The organism is Streptomyces sp. NPDC057445 (assembly GCF_042802855.1).
Classification (GTDB): domain Bacteria; phylum Actinomycetota; class Actinomycetes; order Streptomycetales; family Streptomycetaceae; genus Streptomyces.
In genome coordinates this window covers 790,033-810,245 of the sequence record NZ_JBHVDH010000001.1, presented here as the reverse complement: position 1 = coordinate 810,245, position 20,213 = coordinate 790,033, and the positions used below count along the sequence as shown (strand labels likewise).

17 protein-coding genes are annotated in these 20,213 nt (G+C 69.9%); 13 read left to right on the top strand and 4 right to left on the bottom strand.

The window, feature by feature from the left end:
• Nucleotides 1–64: 64 nt before the first annotated feature.
• The 6 genes from ACFU5O_RS03580 (at nucleotide 65) to ACFU5O_RS03555 (ending at nucleotide 8,487) form a co-directional block, all read left to right on the top strand.
• A complete protein-coding gene (locus tag ACFU5O_RS03580) occupies nucleotides 65–1,270 on the top strand; it encodes a GNAT family N-acetyltransferase (RefSeq protein ID WP_384235794.1) in 1,206 nt (401 codons plus the stop codon).
• Nucleotides 1,267–2,949, top strand: coding sequence for an ABC transporter substrate-binding protein (locus ACFU5O_RS03575; protein WP_384235792.1), 1,683 nt, complete (start codon nucleotides 1,267–1,269; stop codon nucleotides 2,947–2,949). Before ACFU5O_RS03580 ends, ACFU5O_RS03575 begins: the two co-directional genes overlap by 4 nt.
• Nucleotides 2,946–3,944, top strand: a complete 999-nt coding sequence (locus ACFU5O_RS03570) for a hypothetical protein (RefSeq protein ID WP_384235790.1) — start codon at nucleotides 2,946–2,948, stop codon at nucleotides 3,942–3,944. The genes ACFU5O_RS03575 and ACFU5O_RS03570 overlap by 4 nt, the downstream gene beginning before the upstream one ends.
• A gap of 375 nt (nucleotides 3,945–4,319) precedes the next feature.
• Nucleotides 4,320–5,870 (top strand): penicillin-binding transpeptidase domain-containing protein, encoded by a 1,551-nt coding sequence (locus tag ACFU5O_RS03565; RefSeq protein ID WP_384235788.1) that lies wholly within the window; start codon nucleotides 4,320–4,322, stop codon nucleotides 5,868–5,870.
• Between the two features lie 71 nt (nucleotides 5,871–5,941).
• Nucleotides 5,942–7,567, top strand: a complete 1,626-nt coding sequence (locus tag ACFU5O_RS03560) for an ABC transporter substrate-binding protein (RefSeq protein WP_384235785.1) — start codon at nucleotides 5,942–5,944, stop codon at nucleotides 7,565–7,567.
• A 140-nt stretch (nucleotides 7,568–7,707) separates the two neighbouring features.
• Nucleotides 7,708–8,487, top strand: a complete 780-nt coding sequence (locus tag ACFU5O_RS03555) for a BTAD domain-containing putative transcriptional regulator (protein WP_384235782.1) — start codon at nucleotides 7,708–7,710, stop codon at nucleotides 8,485–8,487.
• Nucleotides 8,488–8,752: 265 nt separating this feature from the next.
• Here ACFU5O_RS03555 and ACFU5O_RS03550 read toward each other — a convergent pair whose 3' ends face one another.
• Together ACFU5O_RS03550 and argJ are read right to left on the bottom strand one after the other, a co-directional pair.
• The gene (locus tag ACFU5O_RS03550; RefSeq protein ID WP_384235780.1) at nucleotides 8,753–9,823 is read right to left on the bottom strand and encodes an MBL fold metallo-hydrolase; all 1,071 of its coding nucleotides are present in this window, start codon (nucleotides 9,821–9,823) and stop codon (nucleotides 8,753–8,755) included.
• Between the two features lie 129 nt (nucleotides 9,824–9,952).
• Nucleotides 9,953–11,113, bottom strand: a complete 1,161-nt coding sequence (gene argJ / locus ACFU5O_RS03545; protein ID WP_384235778.1) for a bifunctional glutamate N-acetyltransferase/amino-acid acetyltransferase ArgJ — start codon at nucleotides 11,111–11,113, stop codon at nucleotides 9,953–9,955.
• A 454-nt stretch (nucleotides 11,114–11,567) separates the two neighbouring features.
• Between argJ and ACFU5O_RS03540 the strand changes: the two genes are divergently transcribed.
• From ACFU5O_RS03540 to ACFU5O_RS03530, 3 genes are all read left to right on the top strand, one after another.
• Nucleotides 11,568–12,371 carry a chaplin gene (locus ACFU5O_RS03540; protein WP_384235775.1) on the top strand — a complete coding sequence of 268 codons (804 nt, stop codon included), beginning with the start codon at nucleotides 11,568–11,570 and terminating at the stop codon, nucleotides 12,369–12,371.
• 586 nt (nucleotides 12,372–12,957) lie between these two features.
• A complete protein-coding gene (locus ACFU5O_RS03535; RefSeq protein ID WP_384235773.1) occupies nucleotides 12,958–13,887 on the top strand; it encodes a DUF4394 domain-containing protein in 930 nt (309 codons plus the stop codon).
• 345 nt (nucleotides 13,888–14,232) lie between these two features.
• Entirely contained in the window at nucleotides 14,233–14,673 is a 441-nt protein-coding gene (locus ACFU5O_RS03530; RefSeq protein ID WP_384235771.1) for a CAP domain-containing protein, read from the top strand.
• A 78-nt stretch (nucleotides 14,674–14,751) separates the two neighbouring features.
• Here the strand turns inward: ACFU5O_RS03530 and ACFU5O_RS03525 are convergent, their stop codons facing one another.
• Nucleotides 14,752–15,123 (bottom strand): hypothetical protein, encoded by a 372-nt coding sequence (locus ACFU5O_RS03525; protein ID WP_384235768.1) that lies wholly within the window; start codon nucleotides 15,121–15,123, stop codon nucleotides 14,752–14,754.
• A 486-nt stretch (nucleotides 15,124–15,609) separates the two neighbouring features.
• The gene (locus ACFU5O_RS03520; RefSeq protein WP_384235765.1) at nucleotides 15,610–15,759 is read right to left on the bottom strand and encodes a hypothetical protein; all 150 of its coding nucleotides are present in this window, start codon (nucleotides 15,757–15,759) and stop codon (nucleotides 15,610–15,612) included.
• A gap of 249 nt (nucleotides 15,760–16,008) precedes the next feature.
• Here ACFU5O_RS03520 and ACFU5O_RS03515 point away from each other — a divergent pair, with 249 nt between their 5' ends.
• The 4 genes from ACFU5O_RS03515 to ACFU5O_RS03500 all read left to right on the top strand — a co-directional run bounded on the left by ACFU5O_RS03515 (nucleotide 16,009) and on the right by ACFU5O_RS03500 (nucleotide 20,198).
• Nucleotides 16,009–16,299 carry a hypothetical protein gene (locus ACFU5O_RS03515; protein WP_384235762.1) on the top strand — a complete coding sequence of 97 codons (291 nt, stop codon included), beginning with the start codon at nucleotides 16,009–16,011 and terminating at the stop codon, nucleotides 16,297–16,299.
• 363 nt (nucleotides 16,300–16,662) lie between these two features.
• Nucleotides 16,663–17,169 (top strand): hypothetical protein, encoded by a 507-nt coding sequence (locus ACFU5O_RS03510; RefSeq protein ID WP_384235760.1) that lies wholly within the window; start codon nucleotides 16,663–16,665, stop codon nucleotides 17,167–17,169.
• A gap of 478 nt (nucleotides 17,170–17,647) precedes the next feature.
• Nucleotides 17,648–18,325: a hypothetical protein gene (locus tag ACFU5O_RS03505; RefSeq protein ID WP_384235759.1), complete on the top strand. Its 678-nt coding sequence runs from the start codon at nucleotides 17,648–17,650 to the stop codon at nucleotides 18,323–18,325.
• A 112-nt stretch (nucleotides 18,326–18,437) separates the two neighbouring features.
• Complete coding sequence (locus ACFU5O_RS03500; protein WP_384235757.1) at nucleotides 18,438–20,198, top strand: DUF4012 domain-containing protein; 1,761 nt, start codon at nucleotides 18,438–18,440, stop codon at nucleotides 20,196–20,198.
• Nucleotides 20,199–20,213: the final 15 nt, after the last annotated feature.

Sequence of the window (20,213 nt, the reverse complement as noted above, 5' to 3'; positions counted from 1 at the left end):
GAGGCCGGAGACAGCCGCGGGTGACACTCCTGCGGTGTCCGGAACAGCGAACCCACGGGCGGCGATGTCCGCCACAGACGCGCCTGCCACAGACGACTCCGCCACGGACGACCCCGCCACGGCGGTCTCCACCGCGGCCGGCTCCGCCACGACGACGTCCGCCGGGGCGACGACCACCGGTGCCGCCGTCGACGAATGGCAGGACCCGGCGGAGGCCGAACAGGCGGGCTGGGCACGGCTGGCCGGCGACGAGGACTTCTTCCTCACGCCCGAGTGGATGCGGGTCCTGCACGACACCGCGGGTGCCCCGATGCGCTATCTCACGGCCTCACGACCCGGCTCCGGCCACGGACCCGTGGCGGGGCTGCCGCTCGTGTTCGCCGACCGCACCGCCCCCTGGTCGCTCGGGCGTACCGATCTGCTGATGCGGCACTGCGCCGCCGAGAACATGGACGGCGCCGCCGCGCTCCTCGCCGCCTTCGAGGGTGCGGACCGCCTGATGCCGTCGCTGATGGCCGGCGGCCGGCACCTCGGCCGTACCCGTCTGCTGCTCGCCGCGAGAGCCACCGCCGAGGACGCCGACCGCGTCGTCGCCCGGGCCGAACGCATTGCGGCGGACATGGGAGCCGCCTCTGTGTGCTTCCCCTACCTCGACGCCGCCGACGAGCGCGTCGCCCGGGTTCTCGGGGCCCGCGGCTATCTGTCCCACACCTCCGGCGAGTTCGCCTCCCTGGACGTCCCGGCGGGGGGCTTTCCCGAGTACGCGCTCGGGCTGCCGTCCCGCCGCTCGCGCCGGGTCCGGGCCGAGCGCAGGCGCATCGAGGCGTCCGGTGTCCGGATCACGCTCGAGCCCCTGGTGGCGGACGAGATACCCCGGCTCGCCGAGCTGGAGACCGAGCTGTTCGCCAAGTACGGCATGACCGGCTGGGATCCGGCGCGCTCCGCCGCTGTGTTCGCCGCCGCGCAGCGCACCCTGGGCCCGCGCGCACTCGTCAGCAAGGCCGTGTCCGACGGGGAGATCGTCGGCTTCGGGCTGATCCTCCACCACGGAAGCCACTGGTTCGCCCATCGCGCGGGATTCGACTACGAGCGCCAGGGCGAGCTGGGCCTCCCGCTGTACTACGAACTCCTCTACTACACCCCCGCCGACCACGCCCCCTCCCGCCGTGTCACGCGCATCCACTACGGGATCGGCAGCACCGCGGCCAAGGTCTCCCGCGGCTGCGTGCTGTCGACCCAGTACCTGTACGTGAAGGAGCTCGGTCGATGACCGGCTGGAACGCCGCCGTCGGGCGGATCGCGAACCCGTCCACCCGCCGTGGCGGCCACATCAGGACGGTCGCCTCCGCCGACGTCGACTCGCTCGATCCCGCCCGCACGTACTACGTCTGGTCCTGGCTGCTCCAGCGCACCATGCACCGCACCCTCATGGCGTTCGGCACCGACCCCGCGGCCCCGGGTGTCGTGCCCGATCTGGCCGAGGCGCCCGGGGCCGTGTCCCGGTCCGGCCTGACCTGGACGTACCGCATCCGCTCCGGCGCACGCTTCGAGACGGGTGAGGAGATCACGGCGTACGACATCAAGTACGCCATGGAACGGGTCTTCGCCCAGGACACGTTGCCGGGCGGACCCACCTACCTGCTCGACCTGCTCGACCACGGCGGCTACCGAGGGCCCTACCGCGACGGCGCCGACGGCCTCAAGGCCGTCGAATGCCCCGACGAGCGCACCCTCGTCCTCCGGCTCAGAAGGCCCTTCGCGGACTTCGACCACCTGATGGCGCAGCCCAACACCGCCCCCGTTCCCCGTCTGCGCGACAACCGCGAGGCGTACGGGAGCGCGCCGGTGTGCTCGGGGCCGTACCGGATCCGGAGCTACGAGCCCGGCCGGTCGCTCCATCTGGTGCGCAACCCGCGGTGGGACCCGGCCTCCGACCCCGTCCGCTCCGCACTTCCCACGGAGCTGACGGTCGCGTTCGGGATCGAGGTGAACGAACTCGACGACCGGCTGCTCGCGGGCGAGTTCCACCTCGATGTGGAGGGGCGCGGCATTCAGCACGCAGGCCGTGACCGCATCCTCGCCGACCCGCGGCTGCGGGGACGCGCGGACAATCCGGCGACCGGCTTCCTGCAGTACATCACCGTCCAGCAGGCGGTACCGCCGTTCGGCGATGTGCACGCCAGACGTGCGGTGTTCCACGCCGCCGACAAGGCCGCCCTTCTCGAGGCCCGCGGCGGGGCCGGCGTCGGCGGGGCACTCGCCACCTCCCTGATCCCGCCGACCCTGCCCGCCCACACGGGCAGCGACCGCTACCCGTCCGGGGCGGATCTGTCGGGCGACCTCGACGCGGCGAGGGCCGAACTGGCCGCTGCCGGACTGCCCGGAGGTTTCCGCACGGCGATCGGCACCCAGCCGGGCAAGTTCGAGCTCGTCGCCCGCACCCTGGCCGCCTCCCTCGCCCGCGTGGGCATCGAGGCCGAGGTGAAGGTCCTGGACACCGCCTCGTACTACCGCTCGGGGCTCGGCAGCCCCGCCACCGTCCGTGAACTGGGGCTCGGCCTCGGGGTCACCGACTGGGGCGCCGACTACCCCACCGAGTACGGCTTTCTCGCCCCGCTCGTCGACGGCCGCCAGATCAAGCACGGCGGTGGCAACTTCAACTTCGCCGAACTCGACGATCCGCAGGTGAACACGCTCATCGACGAGGCGGCTTCGGAGCCCGACGGGCAGCGGCGCAGGGTCCTGTGGCAGCGCGTCGAGCAGGCCGTGACGGACCACGCCGTGATCCTTCCCATGGCCCACGACCGCACTCTGCACTACCGCCACCCCGACCTGACCAATGTGTATGTGCACCCCGCCTTCGGCCTCTACGACATCCAGGCCCTCGGTCTCGTCGGAGACCGCGCCGATGCCCCGGGCAGGGGAGACATGGGAGAAGGAGACGCGTGAACCCGGTCTTCACCGAACTCGACCCGTACCACGGCGATCACATCGACGCGGTGTTCTCGCTGCGCACGGAAGCGGCACGCGAGGACACCCCCTGGCTTCCGGCGCCGTGCCGCGCCGACCTCGCCGGCTCGGTGCGGGTCCCGCCGCCCGCGACCAGGGTGGAGGAGTGGCTGGTCACCGAGGACGGGGGCGCCGGGGCCGCCGTCGCTTCGCTGCGCCTGGAGTTCCCCACCGAGGAGAACATCGCTTCGGTGACCGCCGCGGTCCTCGTCGTACGGCCGGGCCTGCGGCGCCGGGGGGTCGGCCGCGCGGTCATGGAGTTCGCCGGCGCCCGGGGCAAACTCGACGGCCGGAGCCGGCTGCTGTTGTGCGCCGACGCGGCAGCGGGTGCCGGGGAGGCCGTCCCCGGAGCCGCGTTCGTGGAGGCGCTCGGTGCCCGGGCCGTCATGACTCTCGACCATCTGCGGCTGAACGTCGCGGACGCACCCGCCACCGCGCCCCTGCCTGACGGGTACGCGTCCCGTACCTGGGGCAGCACCGTGCCCGAGGATCTCGTCGCCGAGGCCGTCCGCCTGGAGGCCACCCTTTCCGCGGACGCCCCGACCGGCGACCTGGACTGGGAGCCGCAGCCCGCCGCGATCTCCCGCATCCGTGACTTCGAGCGGATGCGGATCGCCCGCGGCAGGCGTGCCCACCAGACCGGGGTGAGCCACCAGGGGACGGGCCGGCTGGTGGCCTGGTCAGCGGTGTCGATGACCACCGCCAACCCCGACAACGCGCTCCAGGCGGTCACGGTGGTCGACCCGGACCACCGCGGACACGGTCTCGGGCGGCTCGTCAAAGCACTCAACCTCGGGCACGTCCGTGCCAGTGAGCCGCAGCTGCGCACCATCGACACCTGGAACTCGTCGGGCAACGTCCATATGCGCAGGATCAACGAGGAGTTCGGCTTCCGCCCCGCGGGCAGCCGGCGGATGTGGGAGCTGGACATCTGAACCAGGGTGACAACGTTATTTCAGCCCGGCACATGACACTGACACAGTCCGTTCTTTGTCACGCCTTCCACTTTCGGCCAAACCTCCCGGCGGATATCGATCGGTCGGGCCGGCGGGAGTGCAGTTCGGGTACTCGGCCGACGGTCGGGCCGGACTCGAATTGGATCGGACCGATCCACCGCAATGGGGCACGGCCGTGACAATGCCGTGGGGAATGCGCATGTCCGGAATCGCGCGGCAGAGGAGAGTGTGAAGAGACTGTGCCCATAGGATGCGCGCATGGCACGCGAGGGCGCTTACCAGGATTTTCTTTTGCGGGACCGGCGGCGGTCACGCCGCCGTCTTGCTGTCGGCACTCTGGCATCACTTGCGGCCATGGCGGGGATCGGCTACTGGGGATACAGCGCCCTGATCGCCGGTGAGGCCGATGACCCCGAGGTCAGGGCGGCCGGGCAGCAGCTCGACAAGTTCCTCGCGGCCTGGGAGGCGGGGGACGCCGGGAAGGCCGGCTCGTACACGGATACTCCCGCGAATGCGGAGTCCCTCATCAAGTCCGTCATGACGAACCTGAAACCGTCGAAAACGGAAGCGACGGCGAAGGGCGGGAAGCGTCTGACGGAAGGGGATGTTCGCATTCCGTTCACAGTTGCGATGAAGATTCCCGGTGCCGGTGACTACACCTGGGATTCCACCGCAAAACTCGTGAAGAAGCAGGGTGAATGGCAGGTGGAGTTCACCACTCCGCTGATCCATCCGAAGATGGTCCCCGGTCAGACTTTGGCCCTGCAATCACGGGAACGTGCCGCGGTACTCGATGTGAATGGAGACGCGCTGCAAGCACCCTCCATCGTCGGCTCGGTCGACCCGAAGAGCGGGAAGGGCGTCTCGGGACTCGAGGCCCGCTACGACAAGCAGCTCACGGGCGGCGCGGGCGGTGCGAAGTCCGTCGCCATCGTGGACCGTGAGTCGGGCCTTGCCGTGAAGCGGCTCAGCAACGACAAGGGTGCCGAAGGCGTGCCTGTGAGGACCACCATCGACCCGAAGATCCAGGAAGCAGCCGCGGAAGCGCTGGACGGAGTCGGCAAGAACGCGTCCCTCGTGGCCGTCGATCCCTCCACCGGCCACATCCTGGCCGCCGCCAACAGGCCGGGGGGCATGAACCGCGCCCTGGAAGGACGTTATCCGCCGGGCTCCACCTTCAAGGTCGTCACCGCCGCGGCGCTGCTCGGCGAGGGGATGGGCCCGGGCGACACCGTGGAGTGCCCCAAGTTCGCCCATGTCAACGGGCAGCGGTTCGAGAACCAGAACCAGTTCACCCTTCCTGCGGGCTCCACCTTCAGGGACTCCTTCGCCAAGTCCTGCAACACCTTCTTCGTCAACGCCCGCAGCAGGCTTCAGGATTCGTCGCTGCACGACGCGGCGCAGGCCTTCGGTATCGGTGGCACGTGGGACGTCGGCGTCAGCACGTACGACGGCAGCGTCCCGGTCGCGACGAGCGACAACGACAAGGCCGCGGCCACCATCGGACAGGCCCGCGTCCAGGCTTCCCCCCTGGTGATGGCGTCGATCGCGGCGACGGTCAAGGAGGGCGCATTCCGGCAGCCGGTCCTCGTGCCTCAAGCGGTGAAGAAGAGACACGAGGCAAAGACCCGGCTCGATCCGGCGGTCGTGTCCGGTCTGCGCACGATGATGCGCGCCACGGTCACCTACGGCGCGGGCCGGGCACTGAAGGAGGTTCCGGGCGAGCCGTACGCGAAGACGGGCACGGCCGAGTTCGGCAACGCGACCCCGCCGCGCACCCACGCCTGGATGATCGGCTACCAGGGCGAGAAGAACCTCGCCTGGTCGGTGCTGGTGGAGGACGGCGGCTCGGGCGGTTCCGACGCCGGACCCATCGCGGCCAGGTTCCTCAAGGCGATCGGCTGAAAGGCACAACCCACCCCAGGTCTCACGCAGTTCTCCTGCGGAGCTGTCCGGCACACGAAAGGCGATGACACGTGGGATTCGACGACGCATCACGCGCAGTGGTGCGCCCTTCCGAGGCAGAGGGCGGAGTGCTGAGGTTCGTCCGCACGGACGACTTCGACTCCCTCGATCCGGCGGACACGTACTACGCCTACACCTGGAACTTCATCCGGCTGATCGGGCGGTCCCTGGTGGGCTACCGCCCGGACGACGACGGCAGGCCCGTACTCGTCCCCGACCTCGCCGAGGACCTCGGCAGCCCCTCCGAGGACGGCCGGGAGTGGACCTACCGCCTGCGCCGGGGAGTGGCGTTCGAGACCGGCCGCCCGGTCACCTCGCGCGACGTACGCCATGCCGTGCTGCGGGCCAGCTTCCCCGAGGCGGTGTACGAAGGCGGAGCCATGGTCACCCGGGGCGGTCCCCAGTACCTGCGCCAGTACCTGACCGGCGCAGAGGACGGCATCGCGTGCCCGGACGACCGGACGATCGTCTTCCGGCTGAGGAATCCGTTCTCCGGGTTCGACCACCTGGCCGCCCTCCCGACGACCATTCCCGTCCCGGAGGACGCGGACGCCTACCCCCGCTACCACGAACGGCCCGTGTCGTCCGGCCCGTACCGCATCAGTTCCTACATACCCGGGCACGAAGCCCTCCTGGTGCACAACCCGCACTGGAACCGGGACACGGACCCCCTGCGCACACGCAGACCGGACGAGATCCACGTCCGGCTCGGCGTCACCGGGCAGGAGGTCGACCGCATGCTGCTGGCCGGCGAGGCGGACATCGATCTGGCGGGCGTGGGGGTGCAGCCGGAGACCCAGGAACGGCTTCTCGCCGACGACTCCCTGAAGGAGCACGTCGACAATCCGCGCACCGGCTTCGTCTGGCTCTACTGCATCAACCAGAACATCGGTCCGCTGACGGACGTCCACGCCCGCAGGGCGGTCCAGTACGCGACCGACAAGGCCGCCATGCGCGCCGCGTACGGCGGCGAACCCGCCGGCGACATCGCCACGACCCTGCTGCCACCGACGGTGGCGGGCCATGAACCGCACGACAGATACCCGGTCGGTCCCGACGGCACCGGCGATCTGGAAGCGGCGCGCAGCGAACTGGCCCTGGCGGGAATGCCGGACGGCTTCCCCGTCAGGATCGCGGCGCGTGAGGACCGGCGCAAGGAATGGAACGCGGCCATGGCCCTCGCCGCCGGCCTGGCCCGTGTGGGAATCGACGCGGAGGTCGTCGCCTTCACCTCGGGCGACTACTTCACGAAGTGCGCCGGTGTCCCGGCCTATCTGAGGGAGCACGGAATCGGCATCGTGATGTTCGGCTGGGCCGCCGACTTCCCGGACGGTTTCGGCTTCCTCCAGCAGATCGCCGACTCCCGTGCCATCAAGGAGTCGGGCAACCAGAACCTCGGTGAGCTGGCCGATCCCAAGATCGACCATCTGCTCGACGAGGGCGTCGCCACGGCCGACCCGGAGGAAAGAGCCCGCATCTGGGCGGAGGTGGACCGACTCGCGATGGACAGCGCGGTGATGTGTCCGTACATGTATGTGAGATCGGTGGTCTACCGGGGTCCGGGAGCCTCGAACATCACCATGTCACAGGCATACGGTATGTACGACTACGCAACGATCTCGGCGACGCCGGGGTAGTCCGCCGCCTGCGGGCAGATCCCGCGCGCGAGCGGCAGCACGGCAAACGGGGGTACGCGAAAACAGCAGACGTGCGGAAACACCGCCCAAGCGGCACTCGCCCCCCGACATCATGCGCACCCACGAGGGGGGTAAGTACCTTGAACAGCGCCAGACGCCTGACGGTCCAGCTCCTCGGACCCGTGGCATTGCTGAACGCAGGCGTACCCATTCCGATCCAGGGCCAGAGGCAGGTGCGATTCCTCGCGGCCCTCGCGCTGAAGCCCGGGCAGGTCGTGACCAAGGAGGCCATCATCGCGGACTCCTGGGACGGCGAGCCGCCGCGTACCGTATCCGGGCAGCTCCAGACCTCCACCTGGCGTATTCGTACCGCGCTGGAGGCGGCGGGCCTGGGGAGGGACGTCCTTGTGTCCCACCGCCTCGGATACCAGCTTCATGTTCCCGCCGTGCGCATCGACCTCTTCGTCTTCCGCGAGGCGGTCAGAGAGATCCGCGAACTCTACGCGCGTGGGGAGTTCGACGCCGCGGGGCAGCGGATCGAAGCCGTACTGGCGATGTGGAAAGGCGCAGCACTCACGGATGTCACCTCCGGCAGGCTGCGCCTGCATGCCGAGAGCCTGGACCGGGAGCGGACGGCCGCCATCGAACTGCGCGCGCGGATCGACATAGGACGAGGGAAGTTCGAGGACGCGATCGCGCAGCTGTCGGAGCTCCTCGGCCAGGACCCGCTCCGCGAGGACCTCTACATCGGTCTGATGAAGGCCTACTACGGCACGGGCCGGCAGGCGGACGCGATACAGATCTTCCACCGGGCGAGCAGGACCCTGCGGGACCAGATCGGGATCGACCCGGGGGTGAAGCTCAAGGCGACCATGCAGGCGGTGCTCCAGCAGGACGAGCGCTATCTCAAAGCCGCCTAGGGTCCTTCGTCCGGATCGGGCCGGATCGGTGAGCGGGGTCCGGCGGCGTGCATCGCAAGGCCGAGAAGGGAGCCCACGCGGTGGGGACACCTCCCAGCGGTGGCCGGGGGACGTAGGCGACCGACGACAACACAGCGAGGTGCGCGGCGCCAGGGCACGCGAACCCGGCAAGATCCGAACGATGTCGGCCCTGGACCGGAACGGGCGTTCTGCGCACGGACTGCGGGGCCGGACTCCCTATGAGGTCCGGAATCCGGCCCCGCGGCTACCCGGCCAGCTCCGCCGTGATGTCGAGGGGCTCGTACGGCCGTGGTCGGAGCACCCGCGTCCTGGCCGCGGTGCCCCGCTTCCGCACCGCCGTGGCCAGTGTGGCGACGGCCGCATCGTCCCCTCGCACGGCCCGGCCGCCGGCCGTGGTGAGCGGGGACACCATGTCGTCGTGGTGGCTGGGGACCAGCAGCGGCGGGTCGCCCAGGACGTCGAGCAGCCGGTCCAGATAGCGGTGCACCGCGGAGTGCGAGGTCATGCCCACCACGGCCGCATCCGGGCGCAGACCCGTGAGTTCGCGGGCGATGTAGTTGCTGGCTCCGGAGAGCAGCACGGTCGGGCCGTCGTCGACGGTGACCGCGTACATCAGCGTCTCGCCCTCCGGAAGCTCACCGAGCGTCGCCGGGCGGGTCCCCGGCCGGGCGGCGAGCCTGCCGGGAGCGAAGTACCCGTGGTCCGCCCCCTGGCTGTGCAGACTGCGGAAGACCTCCACGGTGAAGCCGTCGAACTGCAGGTACTCGCCGCCCCTGACGGTGATCACATCCGCGACGCGACGCGCGGGAGCCCCCAGGGCCGTCAGCAGATGCCGGGAGGAGTCGTCGCACAGCGTACGGATGCGGCTGTCCTTCCATCCCGGCAGCGACAGCAGCTGCGGTACATCGGCGATGTGGTCGAAGTGCCCGTGGCTGACGAGGATCAGCTCCGGCGCACCGGCGAGCCTGCTGCGCGCCGCCTCCTCGACCGCGGCCCGGTCGAGCCGGAGGGGGAGGGACGGATCGAGCTTTCCGTCCTCGCCCAGGCAGCGCATCCGGCTGAAGTACGGGTCGAAGAGCAGACTGCGGCTGCGACCGCCGGCTCCGCCTCCGAAGGCCAGCTCCCAGCCCGCGACCCCCAGCCAGCGCATCGTCAGCGGGGCCTTCGCCGGGCCGAGTCCGGGCGGCCGCTGCCGCGCGAAGGTGGCCGCCGCGGGTGCCGCGCCTCCGGACAGCAGTCCGGCGGCCCCGGCCGCCAGCGTGCCTTTCAGTACCGATCGCCGCAGCCGCAGCATGAGCAGGACCTCCAATGTCACCTTTGGTGACGAGGAGGATATGTAAGGAACACGCAGCGTCAGCGCTTTCCGGCCAGGGACACCCCGGCTGTTCCCCTGCGTCCCGCAGGGGAACAGCCCGCACTCCAGGCCGCCCTGTAACGCCCTTGCTCAGGTGGTGTATTCGGAGTTCAGCCGCACGTATCCCTCGGTCAGATCGCAGCCGTAGACCGTGAAGGCGCCGTCGGCGACACCGAGATCGATTCCGATGACGATCTCCTCACCGCGCAGATACGCCGTCAGGTCGTCGAGGACCGCGTCGTCGTCCGCCCGTGGCGGATAGACGGAGATATCCCCGAAGCGGATGGTGACCCTGTCCTGGTCGATGTCCGTCTCGTCCTTGCACTTCCCGATCGCCATCGCGACCCGTCCCCAGTTCGGGTCGCATCCGTGGACCGCGGTCTTCACCAGGGGCGAGTTGACGACCGCTTTGCCGACCCGCTTCGCCTGCGCCGCGTCCCGCGCGCCCGCCACCTCGACCTGGATGAGCTTGTCGGCGCCCTCGCCGTCGGAGGCGATCATCTTCACCAGATCGAGTGCCACACGGTGCAGCGCGGCCCTGAACTCCTCCGGGTCGACCTCACCCGCGAGCCCGTTCGCGAACAGCGCGGCCGTGTCCGACGTGGAGGTGTCGGTGTCGATGCTCACCGCGTTGAACGTGATGTCCATGACCTCGCGGAACAGCTCGTCCTGCACATCCGGGGGGAGATGCGCGTCGGTGGCGAAGAAGGTGAGCAGTGTCGCCATGTCCGGCTCCAGCATCCCCACCCCTTTGGCGATCCCGGTGATCGTGGCATCGCCGACGCGGGCAGTGGCGATCTTGGGGCGGGTGTCGGTGGTCATGATGGACCGTGCGGCGGCCTCGAAGCCGTGGTCCTGCGTGAACGGCCAGGAAAGTGTGGCGACATGCTTCCGGATGCTCTCCATGGGCAGCTGTCGGCCGATCACACCGGTGGCGGCGACGAGCAGTTCGTCGGCGGGCAGACCGATCGCCTTGGCGACGCCGTCGCGTACCTCCAGTGCGTTCGCAGCTCCCTGGGCACCCGTGGCGACGTTCGCGTTCCGCGCCACGACCACGACTCCCCGGGCGACACCGTCGGCCGCGGCCTCACGGGACAGGAGCACGGAAGGGCCCGCGAACCTGGACCGGGTGAACACCGCACTGACCCGCGCGGGCTCCGTGGACAGCAGGACCGTGAAGTCGTCCCTGCCGTCGTCGCCTGCGCCGACCGGCGCCACGTGGACAGCGAATCCCCTGGGCGTATCGACCATGAGTCACCCCTCTGAATAGTCATGCGTCGAGACTCATATCGATGCGAGCTTATACGGTGGCGCTCTCGGGGGCCTCTCGTCGGCCGATCGCGCGGCGCCGATGTCCGCCCGGCCTGGGTCGCCCCGGCCTGTGCCCGCTGATGGATCCAGGAGCCGCCGAGGCCGAGCGGGAGCTTCGGAGGCCGCTCGCCTTCGTCCTCTACGGCCTCGTCGCCGAAGGCGGCGCCGGAGCTGCCGGGCAGGGTCGGCCGTATTCACCTGAGAACGCGTGAGAAGCCTTCAGGCGATCCGCTCCGATCGTAAGAAACCTCGAATGCCCAAATGAGAATAGGGATTTGCACCGGTGCCACTCAAAAATCGGAGCCACGTCTGCGTTACGTGGCGCCGTTTGTTTCGTTTCCTGCTCGAAGGGAGGAGGTCCGATCCTTCTCCCGAAGCAAGAAGGGAAACAAAGGTGGAGAGCAAGGCTCAGCGCATCCTCCTCGCGGCCTGCCTGGCTACCGGGGCTACCGTGGCCAGCGTCGGAGCGGCAGTGGCAGACGTCGGCAGCGTCGGAACCGCGGACGGTTCGCCTGGAATCCTCTCGGGCAATGTCATTCAGGCGGGCGTTCACGCGCCGGTGAATCTGTGCGGTAATACTGTCAATGTCATCGGACTGCTCAACCCGGCATCCGGCAACGCCTGCGTCAATGGTGACACCGGGGCTGCCGCTCCGGGTGAGGAGCAGACGCCTCCGGATGACGTTGATCTGCCCAACCCGCCGGAGGTGCAGGAACCGCCCGTTGTCGACCCGATGCCGCTGCCGGTGCCGGTACCCGACGGGAACGAGCCCGGAGAGAACCCGGTGCCGGTGCCGCCCACGGTTCCCGACGACGACGAGGCCGTCCCGCCGGTCGTTCCCCCGGTCGTCGCTCCGCCGGTCGTTCCGCCGGTCGTCGCTCCGCCGGTTGTCCCGCCGGTCGTCGCTCCGCCGGTTGTCCCGCCGGTCGTCGCCCCGCCGGCTGCCCCGCCGGTCGTTCCACCCGTGGCGCCCGTGCCCGCGGCTCCCCTCCCGGAGGCACCGGCCGTTCCCGAGGCGAGCACGCCGCTGCCCGCCGAGCCGGTCGCCGAGGTGCCCGTGACCGAGGGCGCGAAGCCCCCGGCGACGCTCGCCCGGACCGGAGCCGAGGCCAACACGGGCCTGATGGCACTGGCCGCGCTCGCCCTCGCCGGCGGCGGCGCCGCCGCCATCCGGAGCACCAGGGCTTCGCGACGCTGACACGGGGCATACACCGCCCCACAGCCGCCTTCACCCCGCCGGACAGGCTCCCCGGCCCACCGGCAGCGCAGGCCCGGCAGTACATCTCCGGGCCTGCACCCATGTCTGCGGAGGGCGGCGCCCAGGGCCTCTCGTTCGGACCCTGCCGGGTTCGTGTGCCCTGGCGCCGCACCTCGCCGTGTTGTCGTCGCTCGCCACCCTAACGGGCCGGTGACGGCCTGATTGCGGTTCGGACGCCCCCGGTTCATCCGCCCGCGGACATCGTTGGCAGGCCATGGATGTCTTCAGTGCGGGCCGCGCGGCAATGCTCGTCATCGCCGTCGTCACGATCGTCGCGGCGGTGGTGGCCGTCGCCGGGGGAGCGCTGTCCGTCTGAGCCCGTCGCCGTGAAGCCCCTCGCCGCCCGGCCCGTCGAAGGCCCGCCGTCCTTCCTTCGTGGCGGCAGCTCTTTCTGCGGCGGCCGGGGAAGCGCTTACGGTGTGCGGCCGAATGGCCGCATTGAGGTTGCTGATTTCCCTACGCAAGGTATGTGGCTGTCCGACGCCCAGTGGATAGGGGCGATTCGACCTCTGAGGGAGACACACACATGCGTAGAGCAACTCTCGCCGCGGCGGTGCTGGCCGCTGTGGCGGCCTGGCCGCAGACGGCCGCGGCCAACGCCGAGGCCGGGCAGGCACCAGCGATCGCCCAGTCGGGGTCCGTGGCTGCCGTCCGGGCGACAGGGGGTGACTACCACGGGCGCCTGAAGGTGTTCGGCCTGACGACCGACCAGCGGCTGGTGAGCTTCAACACCAGCACTCCGTCGACGGTGCGCTCGATCGCGCAGATCTCAGGGCTCGTCGGGGACACGTCTCTGGTGGGGATCGACTTCCGGGTCCAGAACGGACTGCTCTACGGGGTGGGCAACCAGGGCGGCATCTACACCATCAACACCCTCAACGCGGTTGCGACAAAGGTGCACCAGCTCACGGTCGCGCTCTCCGGCACCCAGTTCGGAGTCGACTTCAACCCGGCGGCGAACCGCCTGCGCATCGTCAGCGACACCGGTCAGAACCTGCGGCACAACATCGACGACGCCAACGCTCCGCTCGTCACCACGGTCGACGCCGTGCTGACGCACCCGTCGGCCGCCGTTGCGCTGGGGATCACCGGCGCCGCCTACACCAACAACGACCTCGACCCGGCGACCGGGACCACCCTGTTCGACGTCGACACCGTCAACGACACGGTCGCGGTGCAGTCCCCGGCCAACTCCGGCAATCTCGCCCCCACGGGCAGCCTCGGCGTCAACGCGGGGCCGTCGGCCGGCTTCGACATCTACTACTCGGCCAAGAACGGAAACGGCAACGGCTACGAGGGCAGCAACCAGGGCTTCGCCACCCTGCAGGTCGACGGCGTCTACCGCTTCCACCACGTCAACCTGCTCACCGGCGCGGCACAGCGGGTGCGCTCGTTCCCCCTGAACCACCAGGTCACCGACATCGCACTGCCGCTGGCGCAGAAGTCCACCAACTGATCAGGAATGTCCGCTCGGTTCGGCGCAGGGCGACATCGAAGTCCTCGGGGGCCGAAGGAAGCCGGACGATGCTCCGGGCCGAGCGGAGCGAAAAGGGAAGTCCCGGACACGGAAAGACCGGTGTCCGGGACTTCCTTTTTCGTGTTGTCCGGAGCGGAAGCACGGAATTCCCCGAATCGCCCGACGCGAAAAACACTCTTTCGCCTCGGCCCTGAAGGGCATGGATGAGAGCGGGGGCAGCGGTAGAAATGTCCCATGACGAACTGGGCAAAAGGAATTCTCACGGTGGCCCTGCTCGCGGGGCTTGAGGTGGCAAGCACGGCGACGGGGGGAGTCGCATCGGCAATGGGAACGAATTCCGGCGCCGCCGCCGGACAAGCCGGTTCCGTGGCCGCGTCGGCGGCGACCGCTGAGCGCGTTCTCGCTCTGGTCAATCTGGAGCGGCTGCGCGTCGGCTGTCCCGCGGTGCACGAGCACCCGGCGCTGGAGCGGGCGGCGGAGCGGCACAGCGCCGAGATGGCGACAGGAGGACGGCTGACCCATATGGGCAGGGGCGGCGTCTCGGTCGGCGAACGACTCCACGATTCCGGATACGAGAACGAGTACTACGGCGAGAATGTGGCCAGGGGGTCGCAGAACGCACCGTCGGTCGTGCGGAGCTGGATGAACAGCCCCGATCATCGAGAGATCATTCTCACCTGCACCTACAGGGAGGCCGGCGTGGGGATTTCCCATGGCCCGGACGGTCCTTGGTGGACTTTCATCCTCGGCGCCGCCCACGCCTGACATCCGCCGGACACGAGTGGCCCGGGAAATACCGAGGCGCCCGACCGGAGTTGTCGAGCGCCTCGGATTGTGTGTCCGTCAGGAACGCGAGAACGTCATCGAGGACGATGCGCCGTTCTCGTCCGCGACCATCTGGTTGACGAGGTAGTAGGTGTGGCCGTCCGCGTCGACGCCGCTCGAGACGGCCGAGGAGGAGGCGCCGGCCGCGTCGGCGGTCTGACTCGACCCCAGGTACACCGGGCTGCCAGGGGCAGCCGCGCTGCCGGCTTCCTGGTCGCCGGCCCCGAGGAAGCCGGACAGCACTCCCGAGTTGGATGCGCCCGCGGCGTTGGCCGAAGACTCGAACTGCCCGTGGACCGGCCCGGCGTCAGCGGCCGCGATGCCGGCGGCGCCCAGCACGAGGGGGAGTACGAGGGCTCCGGTGGCGGCTGCCCTGGCGATCTTGCGCATGCTTGTCTCTTTTCCTTGCCGGTGCGAGCGACTACAGGATCACCCTTGGCCCCCACTCGCTCGCACAGCGCGGGCCGAACAGCACGATGGCATCGAAGAGAACGCCCGGCTGAGGAAGAGTGTTCGACGCGCTCAAGAATTCAACCCAGTGGATGCAAATTCTTTCGTCACAGCATCCGATAGACGGATGAGCGCCCGTCCGTCCCGGGCCGCCGGCCCCGGCGCCGTGGTGTTCACGGCGCCACCCGTCGCTGCCGGGTGGCCGCCCCGTCGCTCCGGATGCCGAGCTCCGGCCGCTCGAGAGCTCGAACGTCGGGTCGAGTGTGACGATCCGATGCGATGGCCATAAGTTATCGGCTGTGATCTTGATTGCCTTTAGTTTTTGGCTCTCTTTGTGTTGATTATGCGGGAACCGCGAGCTCAATAGCCGCGCCAGGCGTTTGTGCGTATGTGGAACCGCGTGAAGTATGGGAAAGAAATACAATCCTAGCGAAGGCCTTCTGTGCCAGCGACGATCGCGTCCGGCAGGCGCAGACCGCTCTGGACGAGGCGCAGGCCGACCGCACGAGGAAGCTTGCGGCCTTCGCCGTGGTCGTCGGCGACGACGGAAGCGTCGCCGGCATGATGGGCCTGCACGAGCGCGAGGTCCGTGTGGCGCGCAGGACCGTCGGCCGCGACGGCGCCCGTACGGTGGCAGCGAATCTGCTGACCACGGGCCAGGACAGAGTCAGGGAGGCCGTCAGCGATCCTCCGACCGAGCCCCAGTTCCCGCTCCCTCGCGTAGAGCCGGCGCCTGCGGTTCCCCCACCGCCTCCGCCTCCCCATCCCGCGCCGACTCCCCAGGTGGCCACCCCGGTTGCTGCGCCGATGGTCGAGGATCCCTGGGTGGACACGCACCCGGCGGCGTTGATCTGGTCCCCGGCGATGGACTCGGTGCTGGTGTGGAGTTGGCAGTCGGGCGTGGATCTGCTGGTCGTCGCCAATGAACTGGGCCTCGATCTGAGGTCGGTGCTCCAGCGGGTCCAGACCCTCGCGGCCGACGGCCGGCTGGCGAAGCCGGACACGTCGAGTTCCCGGGGAACTCTGGGCCGGCATCGCCGATATGAGGAAGAGCTCGTGTTCGCCGACGCGGTCAGCGGTGAAGGCGACCTCTACCCACCGCCGGGGTGGACCTGACAGAGCCTCCGTCCACTGCCGCGGCGACGGGCGTGCGCCGCGGCAGTGCTGTCCCCCGGCGCGCCCGGCCGGTCGGGCCGGGTCCGAGGACCCCCCGGCGCCGCGGGGAGCCCCGTGTTCACTTCCTGATGTGTCGCCAGATCCCTTTCTTTGCACCCTCCATGTCCGCGCAGACCCCGAAGTCGCCATGACTTCCAGGGGTCTGCGCGGCATGTTCTTACGCCATCTCGGTGCCTCCGTCGTCCGCGGTGTGCACTGTCTCGGGATGTCGCCATGTATCCGTGCATACGGGACGTATAAGTCGTCAGTCGTCGGCCTGAACTCTCTCGAGGAGCGTGGAGCACATGAGGACGTCCAGATGGCGTGGCCGGCCTTACGGCCCTGGCCGCCTCCGCCGTCATCGTCGCCGCACCGCTGATCGCTGCCCCGCCCGCCTTCGCCCAGTACCCGCCGACGGTCCCGGGACCTGGCCTCGGACTCGGTGCCACGGTCCTAACACCGGGCGACGACCTCGACTTCACGGGCACGGGCTTCGAACCCGGGCAGGCGGTCACCGCGCTCCTGTTGTCGCGCGAGGTGGTGCTGGGCAGGTTCACCGCCGACTCGCAGGGCATCGTCGAGGGGACGGTCACCATCCCCAGGCGCATCGAGCGGGGGCGGCACACTTTCAGGCTGAGGGCCCGGAATCCGTATCACGTTCTGTCGGCCACGATCCGCATCAAGAGGGGCTCGTCGCCGCACTGGGGCAGCGGACCGCAACTCGCGGACACCGGAGGGAACGATTCGCTGGTGCTCGTCGGGGGCGCCGCGGGTCTGGTGCTGCTCGGTGGCGGGACGGCGATGGCCGCCCGGCGGCGTACGAACAGCTGACCACCCCTGCCATGCGGCCGCTCCGCCTTCACCTTCGCTTCCCGATTCGCCTGCCGCAGTGCCCCGGGCGACCGACGGGTCCGCTGCCCGGTGCCGGGGCCTCTCCCGGCGCCGAGGGAGGTTCCCGCCGGCGCGACCTGACGGCTCGGGAAGGCCGCCCATCGCGCGGCAGGCGCTCCTCACCATGGCCGGACCGCGGTCACGAGCGTTCGGGGGCCACATGGGTGCTGCGACTGCGCCGTCCTGTGGAGCCCGGCGGTGAGCCTGTTTGGCCCGAGTTGCCCACGTCAAGGGATCCCGATGCCTGCTTTCGGACGGATGCCCTTGCCGTCCTGCAAGAGGTGGTGCAGATGACGGAGCCGTTCACGCGCGTCTCCGTGCGCCCGTTGCCCGGCAGCGGGTGACCGACGTTCCACCGCAACCGACAACAACGAAGATCGCCACTCGTCGAGCGCCTTGCGAAGGAGACCCGATCACGATGCCCAGACGTTCCAGATGGCGGGTCGCCCTGGCCGCCACCACCATCAGCCTGATTGTCGCCGTTCCGGTGGTTGCCGCCGAACCGGCCTTTGCGCAATACCCGCCGACCCCCGGTCTCACGATCGACGACAACACCGTGTCGCCCGGCGACGACATCAACCACACCGCGACCGGGTACCAGCCGGGCGAGCTGGCCATTGCCCGCCTCGTCCCCGGTTCCACGCCCGGCGACGGAGACGACGACAGGCCCATCGTGGTGCTCGGCCACTTCACGGCCGACGCGAACGGCATCGTGACGGGAAGGGTGATCATCCCCAGGCGCATCCGCCCGGGCACCTACCTCTTCCAGCTCGTCGGCCAGAAATCCGAGCTCACACTGTCCGCGCAGGTGACCGTCTTCCGTGACCACGACGGTGACGGCGGTGCACTCGGCAGTGCGGGCGAGGGTGACGACGAGCACGGCCGGGACAAGGGCGACGACGAGCGCGGCGGCCACGGCTCGGACCGTGACAAGGGCTCCTTCGGACGCGGGAACGGGGCCCCTCCGGAGCTGGCTCACTCCGGTTCCCCGGACCCGACGGTGGCGCTGCTCACCGCGGCAGGCGGCCTGGTGATCCTCGGCGGCGGGACTCTGGTGATCAGCAAGCGACGGCGTGCTGCCACCGAACATGGCTGAGCGGCCCTCTGCGCCACACACCACCCGCAAGCAAGTCCCGGGCAGCGTCGTTCTGTCCCACCTCACCGGCCTGGTGCGACGGAATCACCGTCGCGCCAGGCCGGTGGCGTGGGTGGTGGCAGGGCTTCTGGTCGTCGGTTCGGGCTGGGTGCTCGTCACGGGCTTCTTCGCCCGCAGCGAGCTGCTCGAGGCCCAACGGGACCTGGAAACGCTCCGGAACACGGTGGCGGCGTCCTCCGCGGCGGGCGCGCCGGCGCAGGACGCCACCGGCCGGCGGGAGCGCGGCGACGCACTGGCGCGCTCCGCCGCGGACCACGCTGCCCGGGCCCACCGGCTGACCACCGGACCGGCGTGGTCCGTGGCCGCGTACCTCCCCGGACTGGGGGCGCCTCTCGAGAGCGTCCGTGGCACGGCGAAGGCCGTCGACCGGCTGGCCGGCCGGGTGCTGCCTGCGGTCGTACGCACCGTGGGCAACCTCGTCCATGACGCGGGCGACGGTGGCGGCACCCTCAACCTCTCCGCGCTGCGCAAGGCCGCACCGGCGCTCGAGCACGCCTCGAGCCAGGTGGCCGCGGCCCGCGCGGAGACCCGCGCGCTGCCCAGCCGTACCTGGCTGCCCGCCGTGGACCGGGCGCGGGCCCGGCTCCTCGGCAAACTGGACCGGATGGCGCCCGCCGTGGAGGACGCCACCACCGGCGCTCGGCTTCTCCCGCTGATGCTGGGGGAGGACGGTCCCCGCCGCTACTTCGTGGTGTTCCAGAATCCCGCGGAGGCACGCGGAACCGGCGGCATGCCCGGCGCTCACGCCATGCTGACGGCCGACAGAGGCACACTGACGCTGACGGACTTCGGACACGACAGCGAGATGATGACCACCCGTCCGAAGGTCGACCTGGGCGCCGAGTTCACCGCCATGTACGGACGCAACGCCGCGGTGAGCATGTGGCCGAACTCCAACATGAGCCCGCACTTCCCCAATGCCGCGCGCATCTGGTCGGCCGCCTGGCTCGACAAGAGCGGTGAGCCGGTCGACGGCGTCCTCTCCCTGGATCCGGATGCGCTGGCCAGGCTTCTCGAAGCTTCCGGGCCGGCGCGCACGAGCGACGGCACCCTTGTCACGGCCGACAACGTGGTGGACATCAGTGAACGCACCAATTACGCGATGTACGCGGACGCGCTCGAACGCAAGGCCTTCCTGCTGGAGGTGGCACGTGCGGCCGCCGGGCGGCTGATCACCGCTGCCGAGGACCCCCAACGGCGGCCCGCGCTGATCCTCCGCCTGTACGAGGTGCTTTCCGACGGGCAGATGACTGTCTGGAGCGCCCACCGGAACGAGCAGGGGGAGCTGGAATCCCGCCCGCTGGGCGGCTCCTTGCCGCAGGGGCCGGAGCCCTACGCCGGGCTGGTCGTCAACAATGCCGCAGGCACCAAGCTGGACTACTACCTCGACCGCACCCTGGACTGGTACTCCGGCCCCTGTACCGCCAGGGGGCGGGAGGTCACCGTCAAGGCCGTCCTCTCCAACCGTGCACCGTCCTCGGGACTCCCGGCGTACGTCACCGCCCGTCTGGACAAGCCGTTCTACGCGACGCGCCAGGGTGACAACCGACTGCTGGTCTCGTACTACGCGACCGCGGGGGCGAATCTGATCAAGGCGACCGTCGACGGGCGGACGGCTCTCATGACGCCGACCTTCGAGCGCGGACACCCCGTCTACACGTTCGACATCGAGGTACCGGCAGGCGGCAGCCGCACGATGACGCTGCGGTTGCTGGAGCCCTGGTCGGATGACCCACCGACCGTGCTGAACCAGCGGCTTCCCCGCCCCCTGCGGGCGACCCTGCACCCTTCGCGGGGCTGCCGGGAACAATGATCGGGAGCCTGCCGG

What these genes read in the sequence shown, in the direction of transcription:
- argJ (WP_384235778.1), bottom strand. Translation starts at nt 11,113, where the DNA reads ATGGTCGATACGCCCAGGGGATTCGCTGTCCACGTGGCGCCGGTCGGC.
- ACFU5O_RS03580 (WP_384235794.1), top strand. Translation starts at nt 65, where the DNA reads ATGTCCGCCACAGACGCGCCTGCCACAGACGACTCCGCCACGGACGAC.
- ACFU5O_RS03535 (WP_384235773.1), top strand. Translation starts at nt 12,958, where the DNA reads ATGCGTAGAGCAACTCTCGCCGCGGCGGTGCTGGCCGCTGTGGCGGCC.
- ACFU5O_RS03575 (WP_384235792.1), top strand. Translation starts at nt 1,267, where the DNA reads ATGACCGGCTGGAACGCCGCCGTCGGGCGGATCGCGAACCCGTCCACC.
- ACFU5O_RS03505 (WP_384235759.1), top strand. Translation starts at nt 17,648, where the DNA reads ATGCCCAGACGTTCCAGATGGCGGGTCGCCCTGGCCGCCACCACCATC.
- ACFU5O_RS03565 (WP_384235788.1), top strand. Translation starts at nt 4,320, where the DNA reads ATGGCGGGGATCGGCTACTGGGGATACAGCGCCCTGATCGCCGGTGAG.
- ACFU5O_RS03525 (WP_384235768.1), bottom strand. Translation starts at nt 15,123, where the DNA reads ATGCGCAAGATCGCCAGGGCAGCCGCCACCGGAGCCCTCGTACTCCCC.
- ACFU5O_RS03530 (WP_384235771.1), top strand. Translation starts at nt 14,233, where the DNA reads ATGGGAACGAATTCCGGCGCCGCCGCCGGACAAGCCGGTTCCGTGGCC.